General features: G+C 52.6%; 14 protein-coding genes. 11 read left to right on the forward strand and 3 right to left on the reverse strand.

The window, feature by feature from the left end; all coding sequences use genetic code 11:
• The first annotated feature begins 40 nt into the window (after nt 1-40).
• From pspB to tyrR, 8 genes are all read left to right on the forward strand, one after another.
• A complete protein-coding gene (gene pspB / locus JWF83_RS25210; protein ID WP_413653239.1) occupies nt 41-268 on the forward strand; it encodes an envelope stress response membrane protein PspB in 228 nt (75 codons plus the stop codon).
• The gene (pspC, locus tag JWF83_RS25215; protein ID WP_413653240.1) at nt 265-627 is read left to right on the forward strand and encodes an envelope stress response membrane protein PspC; all 363 of its coding nucleotides are present in this window, start codon (nt 265-267) and stop codon (nt 625-627) included. Before pspB ends, pspC begins: the two co-directional genes overlap by 4 nt.
• A 57-nt stretch (nt 628-684) precedes the next feature.
• Nucleotides 685-930, forward strand: a complete 246-nt coding sequence (gene pspD / locus JWF83_RS25220; protein WP_413653241.1) for a phage shock protein PspD — start codon at nt 685-687, stop codon at nt 928-930.
• Nucleotides 911-2,308 carry a YcjX family protein gene (locus tag JWF83_RS25225; RefSeq protein ID WP_413653242.1) on the forward strand — a complete coding sequence of 466 codons (1,398 nt, stop codon included), beginning with the start codon at nt 911-913 and terminating at the stop codon, nt 2,306-2,308. The genes pspD and JWF83_RS25225 overlap by 20 nt, the downstream gene beginning before the upstream one ends.
• A complete protein-coding gene (locus JWF83_RS25230) occupies nt 2,305-3,375 on the forward strand; it encodes a TIGR01620 family protein (protein ID WP_413653243.1) in 1,071 nt (356 codons plus the stop codon). Before JWF83_RS25225 ends, JWF83_RS25230 begins: the two co-directional genes overlap by 4 nt.
• Nucleotides 3,376-3,436: 61 nt before the next feature.
• A complete protein-coding gene (locus JWF83_RS25235) occupies nt 3,437-4,297 on the forward strand; it encodes a hypothetical protein (protein ID WP_413653244.1) in 861 nt (286 codons plus the stop codon).
• 287 nt (nt 4,298-4,584) lie between these two features.
• Complete coding sequence (locus JWF83_RS25240) at nt 4,585-6,222, forward strand: hypothetical protein (RefSeq protein ID WP_413653245.1); 1,638 nt, start codon at nt 4,585-4,587, stop codon at nt 6,220-6,222.
• Between the two features lie 169 nt (nt 6,223-6,391).
• Nucleotides 6,392-7,948 carry a transcriptional regulator TyrR gene (gene tyrR / locus JWF83_RS25245; protein ID WP_413653246.1) on the forward strand — a complete coding sequence of 519 codons (1,557 nt, stop codon included), beginning with the start codon at nt 6,392-6,394 and terminating at the stop codon, nt 7,946-7,948.
• Nucleotides 7,949-8,117: 169 nt separating this feature from the next.
• Here tyrR and tpx read toward each other — a convergent pair whose 3' ends face one another.
• Nucleotides 8,118-8,621, reverse strand: coding sequence for a thiol peroxidase (tpx, locus tag JWF83_RS25250; protein ID WP_413653247.1), 504 nt, complete (start codon nt 8,619-8,621; stop codon nt 8,118-8,120).
• 199 nt (nt 8,622-8,820) lie between these two features.
• On the opposite strand from tpx, the gene ycjG reads away from it, so the two are divergent.
• On the forward strand, nt 8,821-9,798 hold the full coding sequence (gene ycjG, locus JWF83_RS25255) for an L-Ala-D/L-Glu epimerase (RefSeq protein WP_413653248.1): 978 nt from the start codon (nt 8,821-8,823) through the stop codon (nt 9,796-9,798).
• Here ycjG and mpaA read toward each other — a convergent pair.
• On the reverse strand, nt 9,782-10,489 hold the full coding sequence (gene mpaA, locus JWF83_RS25260) for a murein tripeptide amidase MpaA (protein ID WP_413653249.1): 708 nt from the start codon (nt 10,487-10,489) through the stop codon (nt 9,782-9,784). The two genes, ycjG and mpaA, sit on opposite strands and share 17 nt — an antisense overlap.
• A gap of 161 nt (nt 10,490-10,650) precedes the next feature.
• Between mpaA and JWF83_RS25265 the strand changes: the two genes are divergently transcribed.
• Both JWF83_RS25265 and licT read left to right on the forward strand, forming a co-directional pair.
• Complete coding sequence (locus JWF83_RS25265) at nt 10,651-12,273, forward strand: peptide ABC transporter substrate-binding protein (protein ID WP_413653250.1); 1,623 nt, start codon at nt 10,651-10,653, stop codon at nt 12,271-12,273.
• Nucleotides 12,274-12,482: 209 nt separating this feature from the next.
• Nucleotides 12,483-13,346 carry a BglG family transcription antiterminator LicT gene (gene licT, locus JWF83_RS25270; protein WP_413653251.1) on the forward strand — a complete coding sequence of 288 codons (864 nt, stop codon included), beginning with the start codon at nt 12,483-12,485 and terminating at the stop codon, nt 13,344-13,346.
• Between the two features lie 59 nt (nt 13,347-13,405).
• Here the strand turns inward: licT and JWF83_RS25275 are convergent, their stop codons facing one another.
• Entirely contained in the window at nt 13,406-14,392 is a 987-nt protein-coding gene (locus JWF83_RS25275) for a nucleoside hydrolase (RefSeq protein WP_413653252.1), read from the reverse strand.
• Nucleotides 14,393-14,403 lie beyond the last annotated feature (11 nt).

Genomic DNA, 14,403 nt, shown 5'->3' on the forward strand with positions numbered 1-14,403 from the left:
ACCGTCCCGTTCCTCGGGTAGATAAGGCCAAGGAGAGTGAATGAGCGCGTTATTTCTTGCCATACCGCTGACAATTTTCGTGCTGTTTGTGGCACCGATCTGGTTATGGCTGCATTACAGCAATCGTCAAAACAACGGCGCTGAATTGTCGCAAAGCGATCTGCAGCGTTTGCAGCAGTTAACCCAGGATGCCCGCCGGATGCGCGAACGTATTCAGGCGCTGGAAGAGATCCTTGACGCCGAGCATCCCCACTGGAGGCAGCCATGACAGGATTATCGATTAAAGGGAAAAAATTATGGCGTATTCCGCAACAGGGGAAGTTTAAAGGTGTTTGCGCCGGTATTGCTCAGTATCTGGATATCCCGGTACGTTTAGTGCGCGTTATTGTCGTGCTGTCGATGTTTTTTGGTCTGTTTATGTTCACCGTTGTCGCCTATTTTATTCTGAGCTGGGTGCTGGATCCGATGCCTTACGGCGCCGAAAATGAACCGCAGCCGCCAACCGCCGGGCAGTTGCTGAACGATCTCAGTAATGAGCTGCAGGCCGGTGAAAGTCGTCTGCGTGAAGTCGAGCGTTATGTGACCTCGGAAACCTTTAGTGTCCGCAGCCGCTTTAGCCAGCTCTGATTTCTGCTGCGCGGGCCTGTTAGCAGGCCCTTCTTAGTCCTCACGGGAGAACCCACGATGCGCGACTGGCAAAACACTTTGCGCCGTAACGCTGCACCCGCGTTGAAATCGGCCGGTAAATTTATCATTATCAATGCAGTAACTTACGGGCCTGCAGGCATTACCGGCTGGGCAGTAAAATCTGTTGCCCGTCGTCCATTGCGTATACTGCTGGCGCTGGCGCTGGAACCGCTGCTGGCGCGTGTGATGCGCAGAGCATCGGCGCGCTTCGTCAAGGAGACAAATGAAACGACTGCAAAATGAATTGATGTCGCTGGTAAATCGTGGCGTGGATCGCCATCTGCGTCTTGCCGTCACCGGCCTGAGCCGGAGCGGCAAGACCGCTTTTATTACCTCTATGGTAAATCAACTACTTAATGTCCATGCCGGTGCGCGGTTGCCGATGTTGTCGGCGGTGCGTGAGCAGCGTCTGCTCGGCGTCAAACGCGTACCGCAACGCGATATGGGCATTCAGCGCTTCACCTATGATGAAGGGTTGGCACAGCTCTATGCCATACCACCCAACTGGCCAACCCCGACACGTGGCGTCAGTGAAATGCGCCTGGCGCTGCGCTACCGTTCACGCGACTCGCTGTTGCGCCACTTTAAAGAGACCTCAACACTGTATCTGGAGATTGTCGACTATCCTGGCGAGTGGCTGCTCGACCTGCCAATGCTGGCGCAGGATTATCTCAGCTGGTCACGCCAGATGACCGGCTTACTGCAGGGGGATCGTGCGCAGTGGGCGCAGCCGTGGCGCGATCTCTGTGCCGGCCTGGATCCGCTGGCGCCGGCTGATGAAAATCGGCTGGCGGAGATTGCTCAGGCATGGACCGACTATCTGCTGCGCTGTAAACAGCAGGGGTTGCACTTTATTCAGCCGGGCCGTTTTGTCCTGCCTGGCGATATGGCTGGTGCGCCGGCATTGCAGTTTTTTCCGTGGCCGGATGTGGATGCCTCTGGCGAGTCGAAGCTGGCGCAGGCTGATAAGCACAGCAATATTGGCACGTTACGCGCCCGCTTCAACTACTATTGCCAGCATGTGGTGAAAGGTTTCTATAAGAATTACTTTCTGCAATTTGACCGTCAGATTGTGCTGGTGGATTGTCTGCAACCGCTGAATAGCGGACCGCAGGCTTTTAATGATATGCGGCTGGCGTTAACGCAGCTGATGCAAAGTTTTCATTACGGTCAGCGTACACTGTTTCGCCGGCTGTTCTCGCCAGTGATTGATAAACTGCTGTTTGCCGCCAGTAAGTCGGATCATGTTACCGCCGATCAGCATGCCAATCTGGTTTCACTGTTGCAGCAACTGGTTCAGGATGCCTGGCAGAATGCCGCTTTTGAAGGCATCACCATGGATTGCGTCGGACTGGCTGCGGTGCAGGCGACGCAGAGCGGGCTGGTGGATCATCAGGGGGAGAAGATCCCGGCGCTGCGCGGCCATCGTTTGCAGGATAATGAGCCATTAACGTTTTACCCTGGAGAAGTGCCGCCGCGTCTGCCGGGCAACGCGTTCTGGCAGCAGCAGGGGTTTCACTTTGAACAGTTCCGGCCACAAAACATCGATGTCGATCGGTCGCTGCCGCATATTCGCATGGATGCGGCGCTGGAGTTTTTACTGGGAGATAAGCTGCGATGAACGATACTACACCGCTTAAACCACGCATTGACTTTGCCAAACCGCTGGAAGCGGAGCAGACGCCGTTGATAAAACCGGCACAGGCATTTGAACAGCAGGAAGCGCAGTTTATTGCGTTGCAGGCTGAGGAAGCTGAACCGCTGGAAGAGGGGGCGGGTGAGCGCGCGGTAGAGGCCGCTCTGCGGCCCAAACGTAGTCTGTGGCGTAAAATGGTCGCCGCCGGGTTAGGGCTGTTTGCGGCCAGTCTGCTGGCACAGGGCGTGCAGTGGATACATAACGCCTGGCTGCTACAGGACTGGGCCGCACTGGGCGGCGGCGTTGCCGGCGGCCTGATTGTGGTTGCCGGCGCGGGTTCGCTGGCCGGAGAATGGCGTCGCCTGTATAAATTACGCGAACGGGCGGAAGAGCGCGATATCGGACGCGAATTGCTGCATAGTCACGGCATGGGGAAAGGGCGCGAGTTTTGTGAAAAGCTGGCTGCTCAGGCTGGCCTCGATCAGGGCCATCCGGCGTTGCAGCGCTGGCAGGCATCGCTACATGAGACCCATAATGACCGCGAAATTGTTGCTCTCTATGCCCAACTGGTACAGCCGGTACTGGACCGTCAGGCGCGGCGGGAAATCAGCCGCTCGGCGGCGGAATCGACGCTGATGATTGCCGTCAGCCCGCTGGCGCTGGTGGATATGGCGTTTATTGCCTGGCGCAATCTGCGGCTGGTCAATCGTATTGCCGCCATTTATGGCATTCAGCTGGGTTACTTTAGCCGTATTCGTCTGTTTCGTCTGGTACTGCTGAATATTGCCTTCGCCGGCGCGTCTGAGCTGGTGCGGGAAGTGGGAATGGACTGGATATCGCAGGATATCGCCGCGCGCCTTTCAGCACGCGCGGCACAAGGCATTGGCGTCGGATTACTTACCGCGCGCCTGGGGATTAAAGCAATGGAACTGTGTCGCCCGTTGCCGTGGCTGGCTGATGATAAACCGCGCCTGGGGGATTTCCGCCGCGAATTAATTGGCCAACTAAAGGAAACACTGCAACACAACGGCAAATCAGAATCAGCGAAGTAAAATTTTGCCCGCGTCATTCAGAACACAGGTAGCCACAGGGATGACACTTACCGGAGAAACAATGATGACGGTTTCATTCGATACTAACAGTACTGTTCTGCCCCTTTATCCGCTGAATCGGAGGCAGGAGCCGCTGTTTCAGCCGCCACAGGCGATTTTCAACACACCGCAGCTTCTTTCATCAGCACAGGCAAAAGCCCGCTTTCTCAGTATCGTCGCGGGCGCTGAAGCGCGGGTAGATGATCTCAACCAACAACTCTCTGAACGACAAAGCTGCCTGTCTCTGGTCGATAACTTACTGGCGGTAGTGGATCAATATTTTTTTCAGCCGCGCCGCGCCGGGGGATCCCCGTTGGAGTCACAAGCCCGTCTGCAGGATGAGGAGATACTGGAGTCGGTGGTATCGCTGTTCCAGCAGCAATGTGCGCACTCCGGCCCGCGCTCATATCTGCTGCCGGTGGTGGATAGCCTGTCTGATAAGCTCAGATTCGCTGGCGGCAAAATGACAGAATATGTCCTGCAGGACAGAGATCACTGTGTGCAACGCTATAATAAGCATCTGCAGAAAAAGTGGCCAGCCGGGGAGGGTACACCGTTAACCCGGGAGGTGAACAATCAGAGTACGACGCAACTAATATTTAATGATCTCAGGGTGATAAATCAGAATATGCGAGCGCAGGCAATTCTGATTGATGGTGGTGAAACAGATGATAACCTGGAACGGCAACAGATGATGATGAATGCCTGGGATAATCATCCGGCGAGGGTAAAAGATCGGCAGGTAAAGCAACTGGAAGAGTGTGTGCTGCAAAATGATTATCGCCTTGAGCGCCTTGCGCAGATGACCAGATTAACGCAACCGATCCGATCGCCACTGGCCGACCTTGCGATTAACCTGTTTAACCGGTTTTTCGGACGTTAATTCGGCACCGGGCAATACTGCCTGTCGCTGTATTTTATTGTTCCGGCGTTACAGAACATGGCGCCGATATCATCCTTTTTAATTAACTTTCAGTATTTAATATTGAATGGCTATTTTCTCCGTAGTTAAAGTTCAACTATGATGCTGAGTGAAAACTAAAAAACGTCTGATCTCAAAAAATAACATTAAATAATCAAAAGTATATCAGTTCCCCTTCACTGGAAGTTATCAATATAAGAATTATTATTTCTATTAATTACTTCTTCGCAAAGTAACTACTCTGCTTAGTGTATCTGAATGATTTTATTTTAGATGGCATTTTATTGTTTTATAAACGCGGAGGAGTTATGTGTGCAAAAAAAAGAGACAGCCATAAGCATGGCAGTAAAAATAGTGAGATTAAGAGTGGAAAAGACAAAGACGGAGATGATGGGAAAATAAAATGTGACCTTACAGATAATGAAGGCGAAGTAACCGTCAGGGAGAGTAACAGTGTTGAGATTGAGATGACCTACCGCGATAATGAGGTGATACTGCGCTCAGAAGAACACCGGATTAGAGGTCATTATATTATCGGAGAGTATGCCGTTACCAGCGGTCAGGATCCTAATGGCCTGATCTATACAGGTTTGCGTAAGGATTTCGTTGGCGATGGGAAAATGACATTCCGTGTAGGACGTAAAAAATCGTCTGACGTTGCCCGCTGGTTTAACAATCGGGTATCCGGCAGCCAGACTACTTTTAACCACAGCGCCAGCGAGCTGAATTTTGCTTTCCTCGGCATCCTGGAAATGACTCTTAGTGGCGGTATTCTCGGAAGCAACGAACATACTTTTCGTTTTGCGAATATTGCCTTTGCTCAGGGGCAGGCGGGGACCAGTAATAACTGGTGGTTTGGCGGAAGAAATTGTCGCAATATCGGTGGTGACCGGGTCGTGGCTATCGGCATGGCAAGGAATGGCCACCCAATAGAGGTGACTTTCTGGCGTGGAACTAATGACTCGGCAGTGAATGTCGTGGATATTCTGCATCTGTCAGTCATTAACCCTGCCCGCTGGATGGCCGGACTATCCTCTTCCTACCGATTGAACCAGATAATAATGCCTGCCAGTCATAATTCCGGCATGTCTGAAACCAGCCACTGTGCTCCAGCGGTGATCGCTGCGCCATATTCAAGAACCCAGTCGCTTAATGTTGCCAGCCAACTTGCTGCAGGAGTGCGCTTCTTTGATATCCGAGTAGATTATGATTATGGTGAATTAGTCACCTATCATCGTAATGAACAATGGGGTTGTAATGGTATCACGCTGAAGAGAGTGCTTGATAATACATGTGACTTCCTGGTGTCCAACCCCACTGAAACCGCCATTCTAAAAATTTCCCATATACGTAATGATTCCGGACATGATGTAGTAGATATAAAAAACAGGGTTAATGAGTTTCTTGCAGGATATAGCGATTATTTGTATAAAAATATGGATCCGAGGGTGCGCTTGCTTGATATTGAATTGGGCGTGTTAAGGAGTAAAATTCTGTTGGTATTTGATTATTCTGAACACATATCTCCGGAAAAGGGTTTCTTTCGCTATCACAATGCGGAAATTACCACAACAAGAGAGAATATATCGGTATATGACGTTTATTCTAACACGCAGACATATAACAATATGCGGGACGATCAGCTGGCGAAATGGCGTGATTATGCGGGTCTGGGGAAAGACTATCTTTTCCTGTTATCATGGATATTGACATCAGCAGGTATAGGAAATCACGATATTCACACGCTTTCCGCTTACTCAAATCCTAATCTTGCCACTGTGCTAAGTCGTTATGCTTATGAATATAATACAATACCCAATATAGTTTATCTGGACTTTCTGGATGAACGTCTTTGTCAGACAATCATACACCATAACTATATCTGAATGACTGGCGGCGCAAGGCAGCCATCCCATAGCGCCGGGGTAAGTACCATGCAAAATGGCCCTGGTTGCCGGTTGCTGTCAACTTTTCCTGACAGATCACTTCAGACCTGACGCAGGTTGGCGTATTATCTTCAATAATTGTGTTTCCATTTTTGAACAGGGCCACCCGATGCGTTTGGAAGTCTTCTGTCAGGACCGAATTGGTCTGGCGCGCGAACTGCTGGATTTGCTGGTTGAACGCAGCATTGATTTGCGCGGTATCGAAATCGCCACTATCGGGCGAATCTATCTTAACTTCTCCGCCATTGCCTTTGAGCAATTCAGTAATCTGATGGCTGAAATTCGTCGCATTCCCGGGGTCACCGATGTGCGCACCATCTCGTTTATGCCTTCCGAACGCGAACATCGTGCGCTGAGCGCGCTGCTGGTGGCATTGCCGGAACCGGTATTTTCCGTTGATCTGAAAAGCAAAGTAGAGCTGGCGAATCCGGCAGCGCAAACGCTGTTTGACCTCGATGAACAAAAAATACGCAACTATAACGTCAGTTCGTTAATCAGCGGCTTTAATTTCAGTCGCTGGCTGGAAAGTGAATCTGTTGCAGCCCATGCGCAACATGTGGTGATCCAGGGCCGTGATTTTCTGATGGAGGCGCGGCCAATCTATACCGCTGTGGATAATGATAAGCAGAGCAGTCTGGTCGGCGCAGTGATTATGCTGAAGTCCACCGCCCGCATGGGGCAACAGCTGCAAAATCTGGCGGTCAATGATGATACGGAATTTGATCATCTGGTGGCGGTAAACCCGAAAATGCGCCAGGTGATCGAGCAGGCGCGCAAGCTGGCGATGCTTGATGCGCCGTTACTGATTGTCGGTGATACCGGCACCGGTAAGGATATGCTGGCGCGCGCCTGCCATTTGCGCAGCACCCGGGGCAAAAAACCTTTCCTTGCGTTGAACTGCGCCTCTTTGCCGGATGATGTGGCGGAAAGCGAACTGTTTGGTCATGCCGCGGGGGCATATCCAAATGCGCTGGAGGGTAAAAAAGGGTTCTTTGAGCAGGCAAACGGTGGCTCGGTACTGCTGGATGAGATTGGTGAGATGTCACCGCGGATGCAGACTAAGCTGCTGCGTTTTCTGAATGATGGGACGTTTCGCCGCGTTGGTGAGGAACATGAGGTGCATGTCGATGTGCGGGTGATTTGCGCCACGCAGAAGAATCTGACGGAAATGGTTCATCGCGGCGAGTTCCGCGAAGATCTGTTTTACCGGTTGAATGTATTAACCATTAATCTGCCGCCGCTGCGCGATCGTCCGCAGGATATTCTGCCGCTGACCGAGATGTTTGTCGCCCGTTTTGCCGATGAACAGGGCGTTGCGCGCCCGCGTTTGTCACCGCAGTTGAATGCATTTTTAACCCGCTATAACTGGCCGGGCAATGTGCGTCAGCTGAAAAATGCGCTCTACCGGGCATTAACCCAGTTGGAAGGGTATGAATTGCGTCCACAGGATATTGTGCTGCCGGAGTTTGCGATAGAGATGTCTCTGGGAGATGATGCGATTGCCGGTTCGCTGGATGAAATTACCAGCCGCTTTGAACGCTCGGTGTTAACGCGTCTCTATCTCTCTTATCCCAGCACACGCAAGCTGGCGAAGCGTCTTGGTGTATCTCATACCGCCATTGCTAATAAATTACGTGAGTATGGGCTGGGGCAGAAGAAAGAATAATCAGCTATTTTGCACGGCTGGTGCATATCATTGATACGGGCGGCATAAATGCCGCCCCTACAAGGGGTTACCTGAAACACTGTAGGGGAGCCATTTATGGCTCCCGTCACATTTATGGCTCCCGCCACATTTATGGCTCCCGCCACATTTATAGCTCACCGGCGCTGTATTATTTCAGCGCCGCCAGCGCCGCATCGTAATCCGGCTCGGTGGTAATCTCATCAACCAGCTGGCTGTACAGCACCTGATCTTTCTCATCAACTACCACTACTGCGCGGGCAGTAAGACCCTGTAGTGGGCCATCCACAATAGCCACGCCGTAATCTTGTTTAAACTCAGCGCCACGCAGGGTGGAGAGGGTGACGACATTAGTTAAACCATCTGAGCCGCAAAAGCGCGACTGTGCAAACGGCAAATCGGCCGAGATACATAACACCACGGTATTATCCAGCTCGCCCGCCAGCTGATTAAACTTGCGCACTGAGGCCGCACAAACGCCGGTATCAATGCTGGGGAAAATATTCAGGACTTTACGCTTGCCGGCGTAGTCCGAGAGGGAAACATCAGCAAGATTTTTGGCCACCAGGCTAAATGGCTTCGCTGCCTGACCCGGCACGGGAATCTGACCGGCGACCGATACCGGGTTACCCTGAAAATTGACTGTCTGAGACATAGTGGTTCCTTTTACATGTGTTTGACACGTCGGTCAGTGTAGGGCAACTGACCAGAGAAAGAGAGTTAAATTATATGACATGTCTGTGACATGCGCTGAGCCAGTAAGCGTGGCACAGGGTGAATATTTTGCCTGGCTTAATAGCGCCGTGGTAACTAATGGGCTAAAACTAAGCAAAAGAAATCAAAAGGAAGCGTGGATGAGAGCGGTAAAACTATATCCGGAAACCTGGCCGTTACGTACCCCGTTTGTCATTGCACGCGGTGCGCGCACCGAAGCGGGCGTGGTGGTGGTCGAACTGGAAGAAGAGGGGATTAAAGGCGTTGGCGAATGCACTCCTTATCCACGCTATGGCGAAACAGAAGCCTCAGTACTGGCCGAGATTGCTGCAGTATTGCCGCAGCTGGAACATGGCCTGACGCGCGAGGCGCTGCAAACGCTGTTGCCCGCCGGCGCGGCGCGTAATGCCATCGACAGCGCAATGTGGGACTGGCAGGCACGACATAGCGGCAACAGTTTATGGCAACTGACCGCCACCACCATGCCCGATCGGATCACCATGGCACAAACCGTCAGCATTGATACGCCGGAAAGGATGGCCAACAGCGCGCTGGCGCTGTGGCAGGCCGGGGCACGGCTACTGAAAATTAAACTCGATGATCATCTGCTCACCGAACGGCTGATGGCGATCCGGGCGGCGGTACCGACGGCGCAACTGATCGTTGATGCCAATGAGTCCTGGAAAAGTGAAGGGCTGGCAGCGCGCTGCCAGCTACTGGCCGATCTTGGCGTGGCGATGCTTGAGCAGCCGCTGCCTGCGCAGGATGATGCGGCGCTGGAGAATTTTATCCACCCGCTGCCCATTTGCGCTGATGAGAGCTGCCATACGCGCGCCAGTCTGCCCGCGCTGGTGAATCGCTATGAGATGGTTAATATCAAGCTGGATAAAACCGGCGGGCTGACCGAAGCGCTGGCGCTGGCACAGCAGGCGCAGGCGGCAGGCTTCAGTATTATGCTCGGCTGTATGCTCTGCACTTCACGGGCGATTAATGCTGCCTTACCGCTGGCGCCGGGCGCACGCTATGTCGATCTGGATGGGCCAACCTGGCTGGCGGTGGACGTCGAACCCGCTTTGCGTTTTTCCAGCGGCAGTATTGATCTTACGGCTGCCAGCTAAGCAGGTCGATCATCGCGTGCAGGTATGTTTCCGTTGCCTCATCAACGGCAATTGGTGGCAGTTCCGCCGTGATACAGGGCAGGCCGAGATCCGCGCACCAGCTGCCGAAAGAGCCCGGGGTGGCATAGCCGACGCTGGTGACCAGCGGCAGCGCCATTTTTTTTGCCAGCCACTGCCCCAGGATACTGCTGTGCGGATCGTCAATGCAGGCTAAAGGCTCATGAAAAGTCACAATCCACTGCGGCTGCAGTTGATGGATAAGATCGCACAGCGCCTGGGTTTCCGGCTCGGAAGCCGGGGAGTCGCCGGTGGACAACAGCACATCCCGTTCATCTGCCGCACTGTTCCAGCGATAAACCGTATCACCGGACTGCCAATTAGCCGCAGGAAAATTACGATTCAGATCCACGCCGCGCGCGTTAGCACGCAGACCCAGCTGGCAACCATCAGGATTTACCGCCATCACCACATGATGACGACGATGCGACTCCTGTAGGGTACGCATCGCACAGGAGAGCGTTACCACCGCCGCAGTTTCATCACCGTGCGTGCCCGCCAGGATCAGCCCGCTGTCGTCATCCGCATTGGGTGCCGGAAACCATAGCAACGGCGCACCCAGTTGCGAGGTTCCGTAGGTTTTCATACTGGCATCCAGCATGCCGCGTTGTGGACGCGGGTGTAATAAGGACATGATATCGCTCCTGTAAAGAGGGTGGTCATAAAGCTAACGTAAAATGCCGTTTTAGAAAATAGCTATTTATCGATCAACAATTTGCGCTAAAGTGCCAGTCACAGCGTCGGACCAGACGCATCACTTTTCGGACTTCCACATTGACAGCTTAAGGGTAAGTTATGATCAAACCGTTCCGCTTGACTCTGAGCGCGCTGCTGATTGCCAGCGCCTGTTCCACGGCGATCGCCGCCAGTGTTCCTGCCGGAGCCCGGCTGGCTGAAAAACAGGAGATTGTTCGTCATATTAAAGATGAACCTGCCTCCCTCGATCCGGTGAAAGCGGTGGGGTTGCCGGAAATTCAGGTGATCCGCGATCTGTTTGAAGGTCTGACCAACCAGGATGCACAGGGCAACATCGTGCCGGGTGTCGCGCTGAGCTGGCAAAGTACTGATAATAAAACCTGGATCTTCACCCTACGTAAAGATGCGCGCTGGTCAAATGGCGAACCGGTTACCGCCGATGATTTTGTTTACAGCTGGCGACGTCTGGTCGATCCGAAAAACACCTCATCCTTTGCCTGGTTTGCTGATTTAGCCGGCATTGAAAATGCCAAAGCCATTACCAGCGGCGCCATGCCTGCGGATAAGCTTGGCGTGACGGCACTGGATGACTATCGCCTGAAAGTGACGCTGGCTAAGCCGGTACCGTATTTTGTCAGTCTGACCGCCAATTTCGCCCTGTATCCGACGCCGCAAAAGGTTATTGAGAAGCTGGGTAATGACTGGACCAAAGCCGGGAATATGGTGGGCAATGGCGCTTACCAATTACAGGACCGGGTGGTCAATGAAAAGCTGGTGCTGGTGCGTAATAGCCACTACTGGGATAACCCGCATACGGTGCTGAATAAAGTGACTTTTGTGCCGATTAACGAAGAGTCCAGCGCCACCAAACGCTATCGCGCCGGTGATATTGATATTACCGAATCCTTCCCGAAAAACCTGTATCAGCTGCTAAAAAAAGAGATCCCGCAAGAGGTGTATACTCCGGATCAGCTCGGCACCTATTACTATGCGTTTAACACCCAGCAGGGGCCGACTGCCGATGTACGCGTCCGTAAGGCGCTCTCCTGGAGTATTGACCGCAAGATTATTGCGGAAAAAGTGCTGGGCACCGGCGAAAAACCGGCATGGCACTTTACGCCGGATGTGACCGCGGGCTTCAGGCCGAAAGCCAGTATTTTGCAGCAGCATTCGCAGGAAGAGCTGAACGCCCAGGCAAAAGCGCTACTGGCGGCAGCCGGTTATGGCCCGTCGAAGCCACTTGACCTCACCTTGCTGTATAATATTTCGGAGAACAACCAGAAGGTGGCGATCGCCGTGGCCTCCATGTGGAAGAAGAACCTTGGCGTCAATGTGAAGCTGCAAAATCAGGAGTGGAAAACCTATATCGATAGCCGTAATAGCGGGAATTTCGCCGTGATCCGTGCTTCCTGGGTGGGCGATTATAATGAGCCTTCGACTTTTCTTAGCTTGCTGACCTCCAGCCATACGGGCAATATCGCCCGCTTTAAAGATGCCAGTTACGATAACCTGCTGGAAAAGGCCAGTAATGAGAGTAATGCTGTCGCGCGCAATGATGATTACAATCGTGCCGAACAGATTCTTGCTGATCAGGTTCCCATTGCACCGATCTATCAATACACCAATGGGCGTTTAATTAAACCCTGGGTAAAAGGCTACCCCATTACCAATCCTGAAGATGTCGCCTATAGTCGTGAGATGTATATTCTGCAGCACGATTAATAGGCTCTTCGCCTGACACCGAACCACCGAACTGAAGGGCAGAGACAATTCGCGAGGTCTGTCACACTTCCATCTCATCAGGCTTGAGGCCAGGAGATAATTGATTAAGGTGATGGCATTGGATTGTTACTGCGACTAAGCAGGCAAAACCTGATCAGCTGGGGATCTCCCTTTCCGGCGGTCAGGTTTTTTTGTTTTCAGGCCGGAAAATGAAAATAGCAAAAATATTAAATAATAACGTTGTGCTGGTACATAACGATCTGGGTCATGAACAGGTGGTCATGGGGCGGGGTATTGCCTATAAAAAAAGCGCCGGTGATGAACTTGATACGGCGCTGATTGAGAAGGTGTTTGCCCTGAAAAGCCACGAGCTTACCGGCCGCTTAACGGAACTGCTGTCGGAGATTCCGCTGGAGGTGGTGATCGCCAGTGAGTGCATTATCACGCTGGCGAAACAGCGCCTGAATACGGCTCTGCACGAGAGCCTGGCGATTGCGCTGACCGATCATATCAACTTTGCCCTCGAGCGTCAGCGGCAGAATTTACCGATGCGCAATGTGCTGCAGTGGGAAATACGCAGCCTCTACCCGCGTGAGTACGCGATCGGGCTGGAAGCGCTGGCGATCATTGCCAAACGTCTGCAGGTCAGCCTGCCGGAAGATGAGGCCGGATTTATCGCCCTGCATTTAGTCAATGCGCAACTGAACAGTGAAATGCCGGAGGTGATGCATATCACCCGCTTTATGCAGGAGATCCTGCATATCGTTAAATATCAGCTGCAGCTGGATTATCAGACGGATTCGCTGAGTTATAACCGCTTTGTTACCCATCTGAAGTTTTTCTCCCAGCGTATGCTGGGTAAACGTGGTGTCTACAGCGATGATGAGTCACTGCATGATGTGGTGCGTGACCGCTATCCACAGGCTTATCTGTGCGTGCAGAAGATTGATCGCCATGTGATGAGCAAGTATGCCTATGCGCTGGGTAGTGAAGAGCGGATGTTCCTCACCATTCATATTGAGCGGGTAAGAAAAGAGACGCTGGCGATCGAAGAGGGTAATGATGAGGCATAATCCCCTCGTTGCATCGGATGGCAGATAGATGCCGTCATTTGACGGCATCTATCAGGCGATTACTGACCGTAAGCCAGCTTTAGTTTGGCAAACAGATCTTCCAGAATAAAATGGGCATCAATATCCTCATATACCCGGACCTTGCGGGTCTGAGCGCCTTTACCGTAGGTCAGGTCGTCATTGACGCGCGGTGCGCTAACTTGCTGATAATGGTATTGGTGATCGTCAAGCAGTAAGCCGACCGCCGGATTATCCCCCAGCACCCAGACTTCGCTTTTTGGCCATGGCACATTTTTAAGCGCGGCTGAGGCAAAGCGGTTGAAGTCGAGCATTTGCTGCCAGAGATAATCGCCGGTTGCACCCTGTGGCTTCACCTTCACCGCCAGTTCAGCCAGCGAGACGCGCATCGACATATAGACGTTATGCGGCACCTGCCACAGCGGAACCGTCGACTGAAACAGGACATTGGCCGCCTGCGGATCGTTAAACAGGTTATATTCCCAACCGCCTTTAGGATACGGATTTCCGCCAATCCAGATAACCGTAAGCTTACTGGCAATCTCCGGCGCGCGCTGTAGCGCCAGCGCGATATCGGTTGCGGGGCCCAGCACCAGAACAAACAACGGGCGCTTATCATCGCGCTTTGCCTCGGCAATGATCGCCTGCGCACCTTCGCTTAATGGTTGCGCCTTAGCGCCCAGTGGTTGCAGGGCGCCATGATAAAGCGGCGTATGTAGATCGCCCATGACCTGCTTCAGGCGCTGCAGTTCCTGATAACTCTGCTGCATGGTGGGCAGTTTGATGCCCATCATTGGGGCGGTTCTGGCGTAATGGCTGGCGATTAAGCCGCGTACATCGAAGGTTGGCGTTAATAACGCATGTGCGATGGCAAAGTCGTCGTCAGCTTCGTTTTTAGCATCGCTGCTGATCATGACCCGCAACTGTTTCGCACTGTCCGGCACATAGGGCAACGTGTTGGCAGGGGTCGCCATAACGGCATGACTTAGCAGCAACAGCGCGCTGATAAGACAGGTGATTTTTTTCATTGGAAAGCTAC

This window comes from Pantoea sp. B65 (assembly GCF_047308185.1).
Lineage (GTDB): Bacteria > Pseudomonadota > Gammaproteobacteria > Enterobacterales > Enterobacteriaceae > Erwinia.

Bases quoted from the DNA above. Each gene is read 5' to 3' on its own strand.
- pspB (WP_413653239.1), top strand. From the start codon at position 41: ATGAGCGCGTTATTTCTTGCCATACCGCTGACAATTTTCGTGCTGTTT.
- pspC (WP_413653240.1), top strand. From the start codon at position 265: ATGACAGGATTATCGATTAAAGGGAAAAAATTATGGCGTATTCCGCAA.
- pspD (WP_413653241.1), top strand. From the start codon at position 685: ATGCGCGACTGGCAAAACACTTTGCGCCGTAACGCTGCACCCGCGTTG.
- JWF83_RS25225 (WP_413653242.1), top strand. From the start codon at position 911: ATGAAACGACTGCAAAATGAATTGATGTCGCTGGTAAATCGTGGCGTG.
- JWF83_RS25230 (WP_413653243.1), top strand. From the start codon at position 2,305: ATGAACGATACTACACCGCTTAAACCACGCATTGACTTTGCCAAACCG.
- JWF83_RS25235 (WP_413653244.1), top strand. From the start codon at position 3,437: ATGATGACGGTTTCATTCGATACTAACAGTACTGTTCTGCCCCTTTAT.
- tyrR (WP_413653246.1), top strand. From the start codon at position 6,392: ATGCGTTTGGAAGTCTTCTGTCAGGACCGAATTGGTCTGGCGCGCGAA.
- tpx (WP_413653247.1), bottom strand. From the start codon at position 8,621: ATGTCTCAGACAGTCAATTTTCAGGGTAACCCGGTATCGGTCGCCGGT.
- ycjG (WP_413653248.1), top strand. From the start codon at position 8,821: ATGAGAGCGGTAAAACTATATCCGGAAACCTGGCCGTTACGTACCCCG.
- mpaA (WP_413653249.1), bottom strand. From the start codon at position 10,489: ATGTCCTTATTACACCCGCGTCCACAACGCGGCATGCTGGATGCCAGT.
- JWF83_RS25265 (WP_413653250.1), top strand. From the start codon at position 10,651: ATGATCAAACCGTTCCGCTTGACTCTGAGCGCGCTGCTGATTGCCAGC.
- licT (WP_413653251.1), top strand. From the start codon at position 12,483: ATGAAAATAGCAAAAATATTAAATAATAACGTTGTGCTGGTACATAAC.
- JWF83_RS25275 (WP_413653252.1), bottom strand. From the start codon at position 14,392: ATGAAAAAAATCACCTGTCTTATCAGCGCGCTGTTGCTGCTAAGTCAT.